The sequence below is a fragment of the Micromonospora reichwaldensis genome (genome assembly GCF_031845925.1).
In the GTDB taxonomy this organism is placed as follows: Bacteria; Actinomycetota; Actinomycetes; order Mycobacteriales; family Micromonosporaceae; genus Micromonospora; species Micromonospora reichwaldensis.
Window position 1 is genome coordinate 20307 of the sequence record NZ_JAVRFL010000005.1, and the last position, 15358, is coordinate 35664.

General features: G+C 74.8%; 16 protein-coding genes and 1 pseudogene. 9 read left to right on the forward strand and 8 right to left on the reverse strand.

The window, feature by feature from the left end; translation table 11 throughout:
* Positions 1 to 271: 271 nt before the first annotated feature.
* The 4 genes from RM555_RS05300 to RM555_RS05315 form a co-directional block, all read right to left on the reverse strand.
* The gene (locus tag RM555_RS05300; protein ID WP_311410716.1) at positions 272 to 1288 is read right to left on the reverse strand and encodes a hypothetical protein; all 1017 of its coding nucleotides are present in this window, start codon (positions 1286 to 1288) and stop codon (positions 272 to 274) included.
* Between the two features lie 31 nt (positions 1289 to 1319).
* Positions 1320 to 1733: a cupin domain-containing protein gene (locus RM555_RS05305; RefSeq protein ID WP_311410717.1), complete on the reverse strand. Its 414-nt coding sequence runs from the start codon at positions 1731 to 1733 to the stop codon at positions 1320 to 1322.
* A gap of 62 nt (positions 1734 to 1795) precedes the next feature.
* A complete protein-coding gene (locus tag RM555_RS05310; RefSeq protein ID WP_311410718.1) occupies positions 1796 to 2302 on the reverse strand; it encodes a DUF3995 domain-containing protein in 507 nt (168 codons plus the stop codon).
* Positions 2289 to 2750, reverse strand: coding sequence for a hypothetical protein (locus RM555_RS05315; protein ID WP_311410719.1), 462 nt, complete (start codon positions 2748 to 2750; stop codon positions 2289 to 2291). Before RM555_RS05315 ends, RM555_RS05310 begins: the two co-directional genes overlap by 14 nt.
* 323 nt (positions 2751 to 3073) lie before the next feature.
* On the opposite strand from RM555_RS05315, the gene RM555_RS05320 reads away from it, so the two are divergent.
* The 4 genes from RM555_RS05320 to RM555_RS05335 all read left to right on the forward strand — a co-directional run bounded on the left by RM555_RS05320 (position 3074) and on the right by RM555_RS05335 (position 5126).
* Positions 3074 to 3700, forward strand: a complete 627-nt coding sequence (locus RM555_RS05320) for a superoxide dismutase (RefSeq protein ID WP_311410720.1) — start codon at positions 3074 to 3076, stop codon at positions 3698 to 3700.
* 46 nt (positions 3701 to 3746) lie between these two features.
* Positions 3747 to 4082: a YnfA family protein gene (locus RM555_RS05325; RefSeq protein ID WP_311410721.1), complete on the forward strand. Its 336-nt coding sequence runs from the start codon at positions 3747 to 3749 to the stop codon at positions 4080 to 4082.
* A gap of 47 nt (positions 4083 to 4129) precedes the next feature.
* Entirely contained in the window at positions 4130 to 4558 is a 429-nt protein-coding gene (locus RM555_RS05330) for a hypothetical protein (protein WP_311410722.1), read from the forward strand.
* A gap of 112 nt (positions 4559 to 4670) precedes the next feature.
* A complete protein-coding gene (locus tag RM555_RS05335; protein ID WP_311410723.1) occupies positions 4671 to 5126 on the forward strand; it encodes a hypothetical protein in 456 nt (151 codons plus the stop codon).
* 121 nt (positions 5127 to 5247) lie between these two features.
* Here RM555_RS05335 and ychF read toward each other — a convergent pair whose 3' ends face one another.
* From ychF to RM555_RS05350, 3 genes are all read right to left on the reverse strand, one after another.
* Positions 5248 to 6333 (reverse strand): redox-regulated ATPase YchF, encoded by a 1086-nt coding sequence (gene ychF, locus RM555_RS05340; RefSeq protein WP_121400143.1) that lies wholly within the window; start codon positions 6331 to 6333, stop codon positions 5248 to 5250.
* Positions 6334 to 6496: 163 nt separating this feature from the next.
* Positions 6497 to 7231, reverse strand: coding sequence for a Type 1 glutamine amidotransferase-like domain-containing protein (locus RM555_RS05345; protein WP_311410724.1), 735 nt, complete (start codon positions 7229 to 7231; stop codon positions 6497 to 6499).
* A 202-nt stretch (positions 7232 to 7433) separates the two neighbouring features.
* Positions 7434 to 7937 (reverse strand): MarR family winged helix-turn-helix transcriptional regulator, encoded by a 504-nt coding sequence (locus RM555_RS05350; RefSeq protein WP_311410725.1) that lies wholly within the window; start codon positions 7935 to 7937, stop codon positions 7434 to 7436.
* A 93-nt stretch (positions 7938 to 8030) separates the two neighbouring features.
* On the opposite strand from RM555_RS05350, the pseudogene RM555_RS05355 reads away from it, so the two are divergent.
* Positions 8031 to 8798, forward strand: a pseudogene (locus RM555_RS05355) (EamA family transporter); the annotation flags it as partial.
* A 170-nt stretch (positions 8799 to 8968) separates the two neighbouring features.
* Here RM555_RS05355 and RM555_RS05360 read toward each other — a convergent pair.
* Positions 8969 to 9451, reverse strand: coding sequence for a hypothetical protein (locus RM555_RS05360; protein ID WP_225852416.1), 483 nt, complete (start codon positions 9449 to 9451; stop codon positions 8969 to 8971).
* A 141-nt stretch (positions 9452 to 9592) separates the two neighbouring features.
* On the opposite strand from RM555_RS05360, the gene RM555_RS05365 reads away from it, so the two are divergent.
* The 4 genes from RM555_RS05365 to RM555_RS05380 are packed head-to-tail and all read left to right on the forward strand — an operon-like array spanning position 9593 to position 15341.
* Complete coding sequence (locus RM555_RS05365; RefSeq protein ID WP_311410726.1) at positions 9593 to 11110, forward strand: AlkA N-terminal domain-containing protein; 1518 nt, start codon at positions 9593 to 9595, stop codon at positions 11108 to 11110.
* The gene (locus tag RM555_RS05370; RefSeq protein ID WP_311410727.1) at positions 11107 to 11607 is read left to right on the forward strand and encodes a methylated-DNA--[protein]-cysteine S-methyltransferase; all 501 of its coding nucleotides are present in this window, start codon (positions 11107 to 11109) and stop codon (positions 11605 to 11607) included. Before RM555_RS05365 ends, RM555_RS05370 begins: the two co-directional genes overlap by 4 nt.
* Before the next feature lie 48 nt (positions 11608 to 11655).
* Positions 11656 to 13473, forward strand: coding sequence for an ABC transporter ATP-binding protein (locus tag RM555_RS05375; RefSeq protein WP_311410728.1), 1818 nt, complete (start codon positions 11656 to 11658; stop codon positions 13471 to 13473).
* Entirely contained in the window at positions 13470 to 15341 is a 1872-nt protein-coding gene (locus RM555_RS05380) for an ABC transporter ATP-binding protein (protein ID WP_311410729.1), read from the forward strand. The genes RM555_RS05375 and RM555_RS05380 overlap by 4 nt, the downstream gene beginning before the upstream one ends.
* Positions 15342 to 15358: the final 17 nt, after the last annotated feature.

Below are 15358 nucleotides of genomic sequence, written 5' to 3' on the forward strand. Positions count from 1 at the left end.
CGACCAGGTCGAACTGACCCGCCCCACCGCCTGACCCGCCCCCGACGCGCGACCGCGCGTCCAGCTACACGGCGAGTGGAACACCACGTGCGTCAAAACGCCTGGTTGACACCCGTGGCGTTCCACTCGTCCCGGCGGCTGCGGGCTAGCGGGGCGGTCGGGCAACGTCGTCGGGCGGCGGGCGGCGGGCGGCGGGCGGCGGGCGGCGGGCGGCGGGCGGCGGAGCAGGTCGGAGCGGAGCAGGTCGGTGGCGGGTCGGTGGCGGCGGCGGTCACTGCTGGTCCAGCAGGAACGGGGTGTCCGGGCAGGTCAGGCAGACGAAGATGCGCAGCGCGCCGTGCCGGCCGACGACGACCCCGGTCGGCTCGTACGGGTCGTGGTCGGGCTCGCCGTCCGGCCGCGTCGGCTGCCACCGGCCGGTGCCTCGCTCGGAGGAGGCGACCACGAGGGCCAGCGTGGTGGGGCCGGCGCAGCGGGGGCACGGCGTCGGGCGCAGGTCGGTGAGGCTCCAGTCGGCGTAGCCGCCGACCTTCCAGCCGGGCGCCATGACGGTGTTCACGTAGTTGTCGTCGTCGTACTCGCCCTCCTCGTCGACCAGCGTCCGCAGCGCCTCCGGCAGTTCCTGCGGGTACGGGTACTCGACGACCTGCTCCGGGTGCAGCCGGCACGGCCGGGGCACGTACTCGTCGTTCCCGATCTCGCCGCGCGGCGGCTGGCCGAGGAGATCGGTCAGGTCCGCCTCCCGCCGCCAGCGCAGCTCCACCGTCGGCCCCCACGGGCCCTCGGCGTGCTCGAACGGGCACCACAGCACCTGCAACAGGTCCGCCCCGCCGGGGCGCGGCAGGTCGGGGACGTCCTGCGCGCGCAGTTGCGCCAGTGGGACCATCGGGTTCGGCGCGGGGTGCGGTCGTGGCACGTACCGGTGGCCGACGACCGGGCCGCCGTCGCGCGAGCCCCAGCCGGTGAAGCCCGGGCCGACCACTGTGGCGATCTCCCGGTGCAGCTCGACCTCACCCTCGGCCAGGACGTGCGACTGTGTGCGCCTACGCTCCGCCGCCCGCATCCGCTCCACCAGCTCGGCCGGGACCGGCACCTCCTCGTGCACCATGTGCGGCGCCTCGCAGGTGGGCCAGGGCTCGTCGGCCGGCCAGAGCAGCAGCCCGCCGACGTGGCTCCCGGCGGCCGTGACCGCCCCGGGGCGCGGGTGCAGGCGGGTCGCCGTGCGCCCCAGCTTCTCCAGGCCGGGGTAGCGGGCGAGCACGTCGGGCGGGAGGGGCGGGGTGATCATGGCGAGATCGTAGGCGGTCGACGGCTCCCGTTCAGCCGCCGCCGACGACGTCGCAGGGGTGGGTGTCGCCCGGGTCGTACGGCGTGTCCGCCAACTCGACGGCCTGGGAGTGCGCCAGGGCGAAGTAGACGTGGGCGCAGCGCGGCTCCACCGTGACCGCGTCACCCGCCTCGATCGTCAGTTCGGTCCGCTCGCCGGAGTCCAGGTCGCGGAACACCGCCCGGAGCCGCCCGCTGATCACGTACAGCGTCTCCGTCTTGTGGGCGTGGTAGTGGTTGCCGCGCGGCCGGGCGGCGTCCGGCCGGAACTCCAGGTACGCCAGGAAGCGGTAGGTGCCGCCGTTGACGATCTGGGCCAGCTCGCCGGCCGGCGACTGGATCCGACCGCCACCGTCCGGGATCGGCGGTGACGTCACCGGAAGCCGGCGGAGGCGTACCTTCTGCACCGCCCGATCGTAGGTCCGGCCCGGCGCCGCCCGGCCCGCGACGCGCGCAACCACCTGCGGCGTCAGCGGCGCCGCCTGCCCAGCCGCCAGCCCGCCGCCGTCCAGCACGCCCCCCAGAGCAGGAAGAACGGCGACCACAGCAGCAGGTCCCACCACGCCAGGTCGCGGGCCAGGGCGGCGTGCCCGACCGGCGGCGGCCGGACGTCCGTCAGCAGCAGCACGTCACCGACGAGGCCGTGCCCCAGCGCCCCGACCGACCGGGCGATCATGAGGATGCCGAGCGTCCAGGTGACCGCCAGCAGCAGCCGACGCGGGAGGGCGGCCCGCCAGGGGCGCAGGGTGGCCAGCGCGACCACGACACCGACGACCGCGGCGGCGGCCAGCGCCCAGTGGCTCGCCACGAACAGCGGGTCGCGGGCGAGCAGCCGTTCGCGCAGCTCCGGCGGGAGCGGATCCTTGTCGGCCAGCGCGTTGGCCCCCAGCGCCTGCGCGAGCTTCATCGCCCCGTAGGCCGAGGCGCACGCCGCCGCGCCGTACGCGCCCACCCGCGCCCGGTCAGTGCGCGGCACGTCTCGTCGCCACCGCGTAGGACCGGATCGTCGCCACGAGCAGCCCGATCACGACGAGTCCGAGGACCCCGTGGTACCACTGCCAGCCCACGCCGAGGCCCACGAACCCGTCCACCACCATGATCGTCGCGCCGGCCCCGACGGCCAGCAGCATGCCCGCCAGCGCCAGCAGCATCAGGGGCCTCGGCACCCGCCGCCCCGGCGCCGTGACCGTGGCGAGGGCGAGGCAGGCGCCCGCCACCCCCGACGCGGTGGCCGACCACTGCGCGGTCGCCACGCCCATCACGTCGCGGGCGTAGCGTTCGTGCTCGGCGGCCGGGACGACCGGGCCGCCCGGGAAACCGAGCCGGGATTCGAGGGCGAAGGCGGCCTTGCCCACGGCGTACGCGAGGAAGAGCACCGCCACCGCGTAGGCCGGCCATCGCCGCGTACCGGGAGAAGCATCCATGCTCCCGACGCTAGGCCCGACGGCCCCCGCGCCGACTCCCGAGCGGGAGGGGACCGCCCTCCCCCGCGGGAGGGAGCGCGGACGGCCGCGCGGCCGCGGCGGCGGTGACGGCAAGTGCGGCGGTGACGGCAGGGGCTGGCCGGTGGCACGTGCGGGCGCGCCCCCACCGGTGATCATCGCGGCGTGGAGGCGCGCCCTACCGACAGCGTCGGCCGTGGAGCGGATCCCGTGCGACCCGCTCCAGTTGCCAATATTCCGTAGTTGCCAAGAGTTTGCAATAAGGCATACTGACCGGAAGATCGTCCACTCGCGAAAGGGTCCCCATGGCCGTCTACAAGCTCCCCGACATGCCCTACGACTACGGGGCACTGGAACCCGCCATGAGCGGTCAGATCCTGGAGCTGCACCACAGCAAGCACCACGCCGCGTACGTCAAGGGCAGCAACGACGCCCTCGACCAGCTCGCCGAGGCCCGCGACAAGGGCGACTACGCGGCGCTGGTCGGCCTGGAGAAGACCCTGGCCTTCAACCTCTCCGGGCACGTCCTGCACTCGATCTTCTGGAACAACCTCTCCCCCGACGGCGGCGACCGCCCCGACGGCGAGCTGGCCGCCGCCATCGGCGAACACTTCGGCTCGTTCGACGGCTTCGCCGGGCAGCTCTCCGCCGCCACGAAGAGCGTGCAGGGCTCCGGGTGGGGCGTCCTGGCGTGGGAGCCGCTGGCGCAGCGCCTCATCGTCGAGCAGGTCTACGACCACCACGGCAACGTCGGCCACGGCTCCACGCCGATCCTGGTCTTCGACGCCTGGGAACACGCCTACTACCTTCAGTACAAGAACGTGCGTCCGGACTACGTCGACCGCCTCTGGGACCTGGTCGACTGGGCCGACGTCGCCAGGCGCTTCGACGCCGCGCGCGCCGCCGGCAACCCGCTCACCGTGACGCCCTGATCCGGCCGACCACTGACCGGGTCGTGCTCCCGCTACCGTTCCCACCATGACGGTGGTGCGCTCGATCCTGCTGTTCCTGCTCGCCGCGCTCGCCGAGATCGGCGGGGCCTGGCTCGTGTGGCAGGGCTGGCGCGAGAACCGGGGGCTGCTGTGGGTGGCGGCGGGGGTCGTCGCCCTCGGCCTCTACGGCTTCGTCGCCACCTTCCAGCCCGACCCGAACTTCGGCCGGATCCTGGCCGCCTACGGCGGCGTCTTCGTCGCCGGCTCCCTCGCCTGGGGCATGGTCGTCGACAAGTTTCGCCCCGACCGCTACGACGTCGTCGGCGCGGCCATCTGCCTGGTCGGGGTCGCCATCATCATGTACGCCCCACGCAGCGGCTGAGCGGTGACCGGACGCGGAGATGACGGTGACTGCTACCTTCGGCACCCATGGACGACGCGCCCCCGTGGTACCGGCCGATGCCCGACGTGCTGCTCCTGGTCGGCACCAGCACCGCGCTACTCGGCTATCTGATTCCGTGGTTCCGGGCCAGTGAAAGGCACCGGTGGTCGTATTCGGGCTGGGGCTACCTGAGCGTCGGAGGCGGCTGGACCACGTGGGTGGTGCTTCTCCTCGTGACCGCCATCGGTGCCAGCCTCTGGGCCCGCCGGGCGGTGCAGTTCGCGCAACTCGCCGTTGGCGCGGCGGTGGCCGGAATGTTCCTCGCCGGCGCCGTGGTCGCGGTGAGCCTGGGTGCCCTGCCGGAGCGCAGCCACATCAATTGGGTCGGTGAACTGCCCTTCGGGATGGGCCTGCCGCTGATGGCGGTCGGCTTCGGAACCGTCGTCGCCGGCGCGCTGGCCACCGCCCGCCGCTGACAGTCCTCGGGCGCTCTGTGTGACCCGGTGCGGTGGCTCGCCTGCAAGCCGAAATCGACCACCGTGACAGATCGGTCACGATCTCCGTGCCACATCGGGCTAGGGTGTCGCCGTGACCGCCGACGGAAGTGCGCAGGAGCCGCCACCCGGCAGTGCCAGCCCTGCAACCGTTGCGAGCTGGCGATCTCTTCGCGACGCTGTCGTCGACGAGCTTCGCGCTGTTGGCCTACCGGTCAGCAGCGCGTGGAACGGTGTGGCGGAGAGCGAGAAGCTGAGCGTCGGGGTCCTGGTGGACGTCAGCACCGCGGCAGACGGCGGCGTCCAGATCAGCTGGCGTCAACCGGCCGAGAGGTTGGACCAGCTTGCCGAAGTCCTCGGGACAGGCGAGCTGGTTGAGCCGATGATGCTGCGGTACGGCCAGGTCACCGACGTGTTGACCAGAGCTGCGGCGCTGGTGCTCGGCACGGCTGGCTACGCGGTGGCGCCATCGGAGGGTCCGTACAGCACGCTGGAGTACGACGTGCTGCACGGGCCTGACGCGACCGCGTCGGATGACTGTCGCCAGTAGCCGCTGAGCGCCACCCCCCAGCTGGCTCTGGCCGCTTCCAACCGATCTGTCGTTGTGCGTTGTGCCCCCGATGCGCCCCACGACGAAGGGCCAACCCGCTGACCTGGGCGAACAGGCCAGTTCAGACGTTGAAGCGGAACTCCACGACGTCGCCGTCCTGCATGACGTACTCCTTGCCCTCGATCCGGACCTTGCCGGCGGCCTTGGCCGCCGCCATCGAACCGGCCGCGACCAGGTCGCCGAAGGAGACCACCTCGGCCTTGATGAAGCCGCGCTGGAAGTCGGAGTGGATGACCCCCGCGGCCTCCGGGGCGGTCGCGCCGACCGGGATGGTCCAGGCGCGCGCCTCCTTGGGGCCGGCGGTGAGGTACGTCTGGAGCCCGAGCGTGCGGAACCCGACGCGGACGAGCTGGTCCAGGCCCGGCTCGTTCTGCCCGATCGACTCCAGCAGCTCGCGGGCCTCCTCGTCGGGCAGGTCCACCAGCTCGGACTCGATCTTGGCGTCCATGAAGACCGCCTCGGCCGGCGCCACCAGGGCGCGCAGCTCGTCGAGGAACTCGGCGTTGCCCAGCTCGGCCTCGTCGACGTTGAAGACGTAGAGGAAGGGCTTGGTGGTGAGCAGGTGCAGCTCGCGCAGGTGCTCCAGCTCGATGCCCGCGTCCTTGGCGCCCGCGTAGAGGGTGACGCCGGTGTCGAGCAGCTCGACGGCCTGCTTGGCGGCGGTGACGGCGGCGGCCCGGTCCTTGCGGAGCTTGGCCTCCTTCTCCAGCCGGGGCAGGGCCTTCTCCAGGGTCTGGAGGTCGGCGAGGATCAGCTCGGTGTTGATCGTCTCGATGTCGTCGGCCGGGGAGACCTTGCCGTCGACGTGCACCACGTTCGGGTCGGAGAAGGCCCGGACGACCTGGCAGATCGCCGAGGCGTCGCGGATGTTCGCCAGGAACGCGTTGCCCCGGCCCTGCCCCTTGGAGGCGCCGCGCACCAGGCCGGCGATGTCGACGAACGACACCGGGGCGGGCAGCACCTTCTGCGAGCTGAAGATCTCGGCGAGCGTGTGCAGCCGCTCGTCCGGCAGCCCGACGACGCCGACGTTGGGCTCGATGGTGGCGAACGGGTAGTTCGCCGCGAGCACGTCGTTCTTGGTCAGCGCGTTGAACAGGGTGCTCTTGCCGACGTTGGGCAGGCCGACGATGCCGATGGTGAGACTCACGACGGGCCAGCTTACGCCGATGCCCCACACCCCGGTTCAGGCAGGCCGGTGCACCGGGCCACGCACGACCGATCTTGGTACGGAACGGCCCCTCCAGGGGCGCTCCCGTACCAAGATCGGCACAAGGGACCGGGCCGGCCCGGGTTCGCGCGGCTCGGGCCGGTCAGGCGAGCAGGCGGGGGGTGATCGGGGTCTCCCGGGCGGTGCCGTCGTCGGCGCGACTGACCTCGTACGCCGAGGGCCCCTCGCGGTCCGCGACCGCCTCGACCAGGCGGGTGCCCCGGTAGAGCAGGCCGGTGCCGTCGTCGGTGCAGTGCGCGGTCGGCAGCACGCCGTCGGCGACCAGCTTGTGCATCAGCGGCCGGCGCTGCTCCTCGCTGTCGTAGTGCACGCCGTTGCCGTAGGGCAGCCAGCCCAGCCCGTCGGTGAAGCCGCGCAGGGTGGTGCCGAAGCTGTCGGTGGCCCCGCCGGCGTGCCAGCAGATCGAGCCGGCGGAGACGCCGCCGAGCACCACGCCGGCCTCCCAGCACTCGCGCAGGATCTCGCCGAGGCCGTGCACCCGCCAGACCGCGCAGAGGTTGGCGACGCTGCCGCCGCCGACCCAGATCACGTCCTGGGCGAGCAGGTGGGCGCGGACGTCGTCGACGTTCGGCATCGGGAAGAGCGCCAGGTGCGTCATGCGAAACCGGCTGCCGGCGAACGCCTCGTAGACCCGGGCGAGCGTGGTCGGCTGGTCCCCCTCGGCCTGGTTGAGGAAGCAGATCCTCGGCTCCGGCCCGGCCCCGGCCAGCTCGGCGGCGAGGTCGAAGACGGGGTTGACCCGCCGGGGCCCGCCCTCGTGACGCGGCGCGTAGATACCCATGCTGGTGGCGAGGATGGTCGGTTCACTGGCGGGCACGGTCGTCCTTCCGTCGGGGTCGACGGTGCCCATCCTGCCCGAGGCCGCTCCCCCGCCGCTCAGCGCCCGCCACGCGGGCCCGCCAGGGCCGGTCGCCGGCCCGGGCCGCCGGCCCGCCGCCAGGTCCGCGCCGCCGGTCGCCGGCCCGGGGCTGACGGCCGTCGCCGCCAAGGTCCGCGCCGCCAGGGGTCCGTGCCGCCGGTCAGCGTCCGCCGTCGGTGACCGCGCCCAGCAGCGTACGCAGCAGGTCGGCGAGGCGCCGCTGGTCCTCGGCGGGCAGCGCGTCGAGCAGCCGGCGCTGGACGGCCAGCCCCGCCTCGGCGGCCTCCTCCACCAGTTCGAGGCCGGCCGGGGTGAGGGTGACCTGGAGCCCGCGCCGGTCCGCCGGGTCGGGTGCGCGGCGGAGCAGCCCAGCGCGTTCCAGCCGGTCGAGCCGGCCGGTCATCCCGCCGGAGGTGAGCATCAGCGAGGCGGTGAGCGCCTTCGGCGCCAGCGTGTAGGGGGTGCCGGCGCGGCGCAGGGCGGCGAGCACGTCGAACTCGCCCCGGCTGATCGACCAGCGGGCGTAGGTGCGCTCCTGCTCGTCGCCGACGAGCCGGGCCAGCCGGTAGATCCGGCCGAAGACCGCCATCGGCTCGGGGCGCATTCCGGGCCGCTCGCGCTGCCACTGCTCGACGATGCCGTCGACGTCGTCCCGCTCGGTCACTCCCGGATTGTGCCGCACCTCGCACTCCCGCTTTCACTCGCCACGAAGTAGCTTAGTAGCAAGATACTTAGTAGCAAGAGTTAGCGAGGAACCGTGGACCGACGCCGGCTCGACATCCTGCTCACCGCCGCCGCGCCGACCGCGTGGGGCACGACGTACCTGGTCACCAGCGAACTGCTGCCGCCCGACCGGCCGCTCTGGTCCGGCGTGATCCGGGCCCTCCCCGCCGGCCTGCTGCTGCTCGCGCTGACCCGGCACCGCCCGCACGGCGCCTGGTGGTGGCGCGCGGCCGTGCTCGGCGCGCTGAACATCGGGGCGTTCTTCCCGCTGCTCTTCTTCGCCGCGTACCACCTGCCCGGCGGCGCCGCCGCGGTGCTCGGTGCCACCGGGCCGCTGCTGGTGGCGGGGCTGACGGTGCTCGTGCTGCACGAACGGCCCCACCCCCGGGCGCTGGCCGCCGCGCTCGCGGCGCTCGCCGGGGTCACCCTGGTCGTGCTGCGCCCCGGCGCGGGCCTCGACCCGACGGGCGTCGCCGCCGGGCTGACCGCCACCGCCGCGATGGGCGCGGGCCTGGTGCTGACCCGTCGCTGGGGCCGCCCGCCGGGCGTCGGCACGCTCACCGCCACCGGCTGGCAGCTCACCGCCGGCGGGCTGATGGTGGTGCCGGCCGCCCTGCTGGTCGAGGGGACGCCGCCCGTGCCCGACCCGCCGGCACTGGCCGGCTACGCGTGGCTGACGCTGGTCGGGACGGCGCTGGCGTACGCGCTGTGGTTCCGGGGCGCGGCCCGGCTGCCGGTCACCCAGGTCTCGCTGCTCGGGGCGCTCAGCCCGCTGACGGCCGCCGCGCTCGGCTGGGCCGTGCTCGGGCAGGCGATGACCGGCTGGCAGCTCGCCGGCTTCGCCGTGGCGGTCGGCGCCACCGTGGCCGGGCAGCTCCCGGGACGCCGGCCCGGACCAGCGGGCACCGCGCCCGGCGGGCCGCCCTGGCATCGGTCGCGGGGACCGGCGGGTCGGTCACCCGGAGCGGCGGGTCAGTCGCGGGGCCCGGCCTGGCGGGGCACCACGGCCTCGATCGGCAGGGCACCGGGAGCCAGCTCCCCGGCGGCGGCCAGCGGCAGGGTGAAGCGGGCCTCGGCGGCGGGACCGGCCGCGTACGACTCGCGGAGCATCCAGCGCACCTCGTCGGCCGTCCAGCCCAGCCCGGCGCGGCCGGCGATCTCCCGGACCAGGCGCAGCGCCACCCGGGTGTCGTCGTCGTAGAACCGCATGCACCAGTGGTGCACCCACATGCCCAGCGCGCGGAGGCCGTCGGCGTCGAGCGAGCGCACCAGCCGGCCGCAGGCGGTGTCACCGAACGCCCGCCCCGGGTCGCCGGCCCGGTCCCGTTCGATCGCGCCGACGGCGGCCGGGGCGACCGCACGCATCCGCTCGTAGAAGCGCTGCACCACCGCGCCGTCCAGCGGAGGGTGCCCGTCCCGTGTCGACGCCGCCCGCCGACCCGCCACGCTCGCCATCGCCGCACCCCTTCTTGAGTTGGTGGCCGGACGGTACCGACCACAACCGACACTTTCGGCGCCGGGCGTCCGGTTCAGGCCCGCACGGCCACGTCCGATTCCCGCGAGCCAGGGACGCCTGGCAGGGGCATCATCGGTGACGTGGAGTTGGACTTCGAGCGGTGCTACCGGGCGGTCGACAGCCGCGACCAGCGGTTCGACGGCTGGTTCTACACGGGCGTCACGTCGACCGGGATCTACTGCCGGCCGTCCTGCCCGGCGATGACGCCGAAGCGGCAGAACGTCCGGTTCTTCCCCTCGGCCGCCGCCGCCCAGACGGCGGGGCTGCGCGCCTGCCGGCGCTGCCGGCCGGACGCCGCCCCGGGCTCCCCCCAGTGGGACGTACGGGCCGACGTCGTCGGTCGGGCCATGCGGCTGATCGCCGACGGGGTGGTGGACCGCGACGGCATCCCGGGGCTGGCCGCCCGGCTCGGCTACACCGAACGGCACCTGCACCGGATGCTGCGGGCCGAGATGGGCGCCGGTCCCCTGGCCCTGGCCCGGGCGCAACGCGCGCAGACCGCCCGGACCCTGATCGAGACCACCGGGCTGGGCATGGCGGAGGTCGCGTTCGCCGCCGGGTTCGGCAGCGTGCGGCAGTTCAACGACACGGTCCGGGAGGTGTTCGGGGCGGCCCCGTCCGAGCTGCGCACCGCCGGCCGCCGGTGTCCCGCGCCGGGCGGGGCGGGCACGATCACGCTGCGGCTCGCGTACCGCCCGCCGCTGCACGCGGAGGCGCTGCTGGACTTCCTCGCGCTGCGCGCGCTGCCCGGCGTCGAGGAGGTGCGCGACGGGACGTACCGGCGGGGCCTGCGGCTGCCGCACGGCGCGGGTGAGGCGGCCCTGACCCCGGCGGACGGGCACGTGACGGCGACGCTGCGCCTGACCGACATGCGCGACCTCGCCCCCGCCGTGGCCCGCTGCCGTCGCCTGCTCGACCTCGACGCCGACCCGACCGCCGTCGACGGCACGCTCGCCGCCGACCCGGCGCTGGCCGGGGTGGTCGCCGCCGAGCCGGGCATCCGGCTCCCCCGCTCGGTCGACGGCTTCGAGATGGCCGTGCGCGCGGTCGTCGGCCAACAGGTCTCCGTCCGCTCGGCCCGCACCACCCTCACCCGCCTCCTGGCCCACCTCCGCCCGCCCGCCCCCGGCCCCACCGGCGTCGATCAGATGGTCCGGGCCCGCTCCCGGCAGCCGGGACCTCCTGATCTACCAGCGGAGGGCGCCGGGCGGGCGGACTGGCTGCGGGGGTTTCCGGGCGCCGAGGAGGTGCTCGGGGTGCCGGACGAGGTGTTCGGGATGCCGGCCGGGAGGCGGGAGACGATCCGCGGGCTGGCCCGCGCCGTCGCCGACGGGTCGCTGGACCTGGCACCGGGCGGGGACCGCGAGGAGACCGTCCGGCGGCTGCTGGCGCTGCCCGGGATCGGGCCCTGGACCGCGGGCTACGTGGCGATGCGCGCCCTCGGCGACCCGGACGTCCTGCTCCCCACCGACCTCGCCGTACGCCGGGGCGCCGCCGCCCTCGGCCTCCCCGACGCCCCCGCGACCCTCGACACGTACGCCGACCGCTGGCGCCCCTGGCGCTCGTACGCGGTGATCCGACTCTGGAGAGCAGCATGAGCATGAACGACAGCACCGTCATCGACACCCCCGCCGGGCCGCTCAGCATCGTGGCCGGCCCGGACGGCGCGGTCCGGGCGGCGGGCTTCACCGGCGATCCGGAGAGCCTGCTCCCCCTGATGCACCCGGCCCTGCGGGCGCCGCTGCGGCACCGGGCCGACCTCGGCCCGGTCAGCGTCGCCGTGGCCTCCTACCTGGACGGCGAGCTGGCCGCGATCGACGCCGTGCCGGTCCAGCAGCACACGGGGGGCGCGTTCATGGCGCACGCCTGGCAGGTGCTGCGCGAGGTGAAACCGGGCGACCCGGTGACCTACACCGGTTTCGCCGGGCTGGCCGGCCGCCCCGCCGCCGTACGGGCCGCCGCGGCGGCCTGCGCCCGTAACGCCGCCGCCCTCTTCGTCCCCTGCCACCGGGTGCTGCGTACCGACGGGACGCTCGGCGGCTACCGCTGGGGGCTGGACGTGAAGAAGTGGCTTCTCGGGCACGAGCGGCCATGACGGGAAGCCGACACCTGCGCCGGCCCCGTTTGAGGCTACCGTCGGGTAGTGCCTGCGGAAGGTGACGGCGACCCGGCCTGCCCGGTCGATGCCGGCCGGCACCCGCTGCACAACCTCTGGCGGCTGCGCCACTACCTGCGCCCGCACGCGGCCGAGTTCGGCTGGCTGCTGCTCGCCGGCCTCGCCGCCACCGGGGCCGGCATCGCCGTACCGCTCGTCGCGCAGCGGGTGGTGGACGGCCCGGTGGCCCGGCAGGACCCGGCCGGGCTGTTCCGGCTGGCCGGGCTGGCGCTGCTGCTCGGCCTCGTCGAGGCGCTGCTGATCTTCATCCGGCGCTGGGTGCAGTCGTCGTCCTCGATGCGGATCGAGGCGGCCATCCGCGAGGACGTCTACGCCCACCTGCAACGGCTGCCGACCAGCTTCCACGACCGCTGGCAGTCCGGCCAACTGCTCTCCCGGGTCACCAGCGACCTGTCGGTGCTGCGCCGGTTCCTCAGCTTCGGCCTCTTCTTCCTGATCCTCAACCTGGTGACCTACCTGGCCGTGGTGACGCTGCTGATCCGGCTGCACCCCGCGCTGGGGCTGCTGGTGGCGGCGAGCGCGGTGCCGCTGTTCCTGATCAGCCGCCGCTTCGCGCGGCACTACCACGCGGCCTCGCGGCGGATGCAGGACCAGCAGGGCGACGTGGCCACGCTGGTCGAGGAGACCGCGCAGGGGCTGCGCACGATGAAGGCGTACGGGCGGGGGCCGGAACTCGCCGCCCGCTTCGCGACCGGCGCGCGGGCGCTGCACGACACGGGGGTCGGCAAGGGCCGGCTGCTGGCCCGCACCTCCGCCCTGCTCGACCTGGTGCCCAACCTGACCCTCGGCGTGGTGCTGGTCGCCGGCGCGGCGGCCGCCGCGGGTGGGGTGCTGACCATCGGCGAACTGGTCGCCTTCGTCAGCCTCCAGCTGATGCTGATCTGGCCGGTGCAGTCGCTGGGCTGGATCATCGCCAACGGGCAGGAGGCCGCCACCGCCGCCGACCGGGTGCGCGAGGTGCTGGACACCCCGCCGGCCATCGTGGACGCCCCGCACGCGCTCGCCCTGCGCCGCGCCGACGTACGCGGGCGGCTCCGCTTCGAGCGGGTCTCGTTCCGTTACCCGGGCACCACCGCGCCGGTGCTGCGGGAGATCGACCTGACCGTCGAGCCGGGCGAGACCGTGGCCCTGGTCGGGGCGACCGGCTGCGGCAAGAGCACCCTGCTCTCCCTGGTGCCCCGGCTGCACGAGGTGACCGGTGGGCGGATCACGCTGGACGGGCACGACCTGCGCGAGCTGCGGCTGTCCGCCCTGCGTCGACTGGTCGGGGTCGCCTTCGAGGAGCCGACGCTGTTCTCCATGTCGGTGTGGGAGAACCTCACGCTCGGCCGGCCGGAGGCCGGCGAGGACGAGGTCCGGGCCGCGCTCGCCCTCGCCCAGGCCGACTTCGCGTACGAGCTGCCGTGGGGGTTGGCCACCCGGGTCGGCGAGCAAGGGCTGTCGCTCTCCGGCGGGCAGCGGCAGCGGCTGGCGCTGGCCCGGGCGGTGCTCGGCCGGCCCGCGCTGCTCGTGCTGGACGACCCGCTGTCGGCCCTGGACGTGCACACCGAGGCGCTCGTGGAGACCGCGCTGAAGCGGGTGCTCCGCACCACCACCGCCCTGCTGGTCGTGCACCGGCCCTCGACGATCGCCCTCGCCGACCGGGTGGCGCTGCTGGAGGAGGGCCGGATCACGGCCGTCGGGCGGCACTCGGAGCTGCTCGCCGCCGTGCCGGCGTACCGCGCGGTGCTCTCCGCCGGGCCCGCCCCCGCGCCGCCCGGCGACCGTGGCCTGGTGCGTTCGTGACCGGCGACACCGCCGGCCCCACGAGCGGGGCGGACCTCGCCCGGTGGCGCGGCGTCGCCACCGACCCGGACGCGGACCGCAGCCGCGCCGAGGACACCGACCCCGAGGCGGTGGCCCGGCTCCGGGCCCGCAGCCGGGTGCTGCTGCGCGACCTGCTGCGCCCGCACCGGCGCCGCCTCGCGCTGGCCGTCGCGCTGCTGCTCGGCCAGAACGCCGCCGCGATGGCCGGGCCGTACCTGGTGATGCTCGGCATCGACCGGGCGATCGCGCCGCTGCGGGCCGGCGAGCCCGGCCCGCTGCTGGTCGTCGCCGCCGGGTTCGCCGCCGCCACCGCCGTCGAGTACACCGCCCGCCGGGGTTTCCTCACCCTCTCCGCGCGGATCGGCCAGGCCGTCCTGCTCGACCTCCGCCAGCGGGTGTACGCGCACTTCCTGCGCCTGTCGGTGGCGTTCCACGAGCGGTACACCTCCGGCCGGATGGTGTCCCGGCTCACCAGCGACCTGGACTCGATCGGCGAACTGGTCGGCGGCGGCATCGACGGCCTGGTGCTGGCCGTGCTGTCGATCCTGTCGGTCGCCGGCATCCTGCTCTGGCTGGACGTGCCGCTGGCCGCGGTGACGCTGCTCGCGTTCCCGTTCCTGATCCTGCTGAGCCGCTGGTTCGCGCGGGCGTCGGCGGACGCGTGGCGGCGCACCCGGGAGACGGTGGCGCTGGTCATCGTCCACTTCGTCGAGTCGATGCGCGGCATCCGGGCGGTGCAGGCGTTCCGGCGGGAGCCGCGCAACCAGCAGATCTTCGGGGCGGTCAGCGACGACTACCGGCGGGCCAGCCGGGACGCGTTCCGGCTGATCGCGACGTACTCGCCGGGGATCAAGGTGATCGGCAACGTCACCGTGGCGGTGGTGCTCTGCTACGGCGGCTGGCGGGTGCTGGGCGGGGCGACCGGGGTCGGCGTGCTGGCGGCGTTCCTGCTCTACCTGCGGCGGTTCTTCGAGCCGATGCAGGAACTGAGCCAGTTCTACAACTCGCTCCAGTCGGCCACGGCGGCGCTGGAGAAGCTCGCCGGGGTCCTCGACGAACGGCCGTCGGTGGCCGAGCCGGCGCGGCCCGTGCCGCTGCCCGCCGGGCCGGGGCGCGGGGCGGTCGCCTTCCGGGCGGTCACCTTCGGCTACCGGCCGGACGCGCCGATCGTCGCCGGGCTGGACCTCGCCGTCCCGGCCGGCCAGACCGTGGCGCTGGTCGGGGCGACCGGCGCCGGCAAGTCGACCGTCGCCAAGCTGCTCGCCCGGTTCCACGACCCGTTCTCGGGCGCGGTCACCCTCGACGGGGTCGACCTGCGCGAGGTCGCCGACGCGGAGCTGCGGCGGGCCGTGGTGCTGGTGACCCAGGAGACCCACCTGTTCGGCGGCACGGTCGCGGAGAACATCCGGTTCGGCCGTCCCGGCGCGGACGACGCCGCCGTGGAGGCCGCCGCGCGGGAGATCGGCGCGCACGACTTCATCGCCGCCCTCCCCGACGGGTACGCCACCGACGTGCAGCGGCGCGGCGGCCGGCTCTCCGCCGGGCAGCGGCAACTGGTCGCGTTCGCCCGGGCGTTCCTGGCCGACCCGACGGTGCTGATCCTGGACGAGGCCACGTCGTCGCTGGACGTGCCCACCGAGCGGCTGGTGCAGCACGCCCTCGGCACCATCCTGGCCGACCGCACCGCGCTGGTGATCGCGCACCGGCTCTCCACCGTGGAGACGGCCGACCGGGTGCTGGTGCTCGACGACGGGCGGATCGTCGAGGACGGCCCGCCCGGCCGGCTCGCCGTCGCCGGTGGCCGGTACGCCGCCCTGCACCGGCAGTGGCGCGACTCCCTGCTCTGAGCGACGGGACGCGTCGG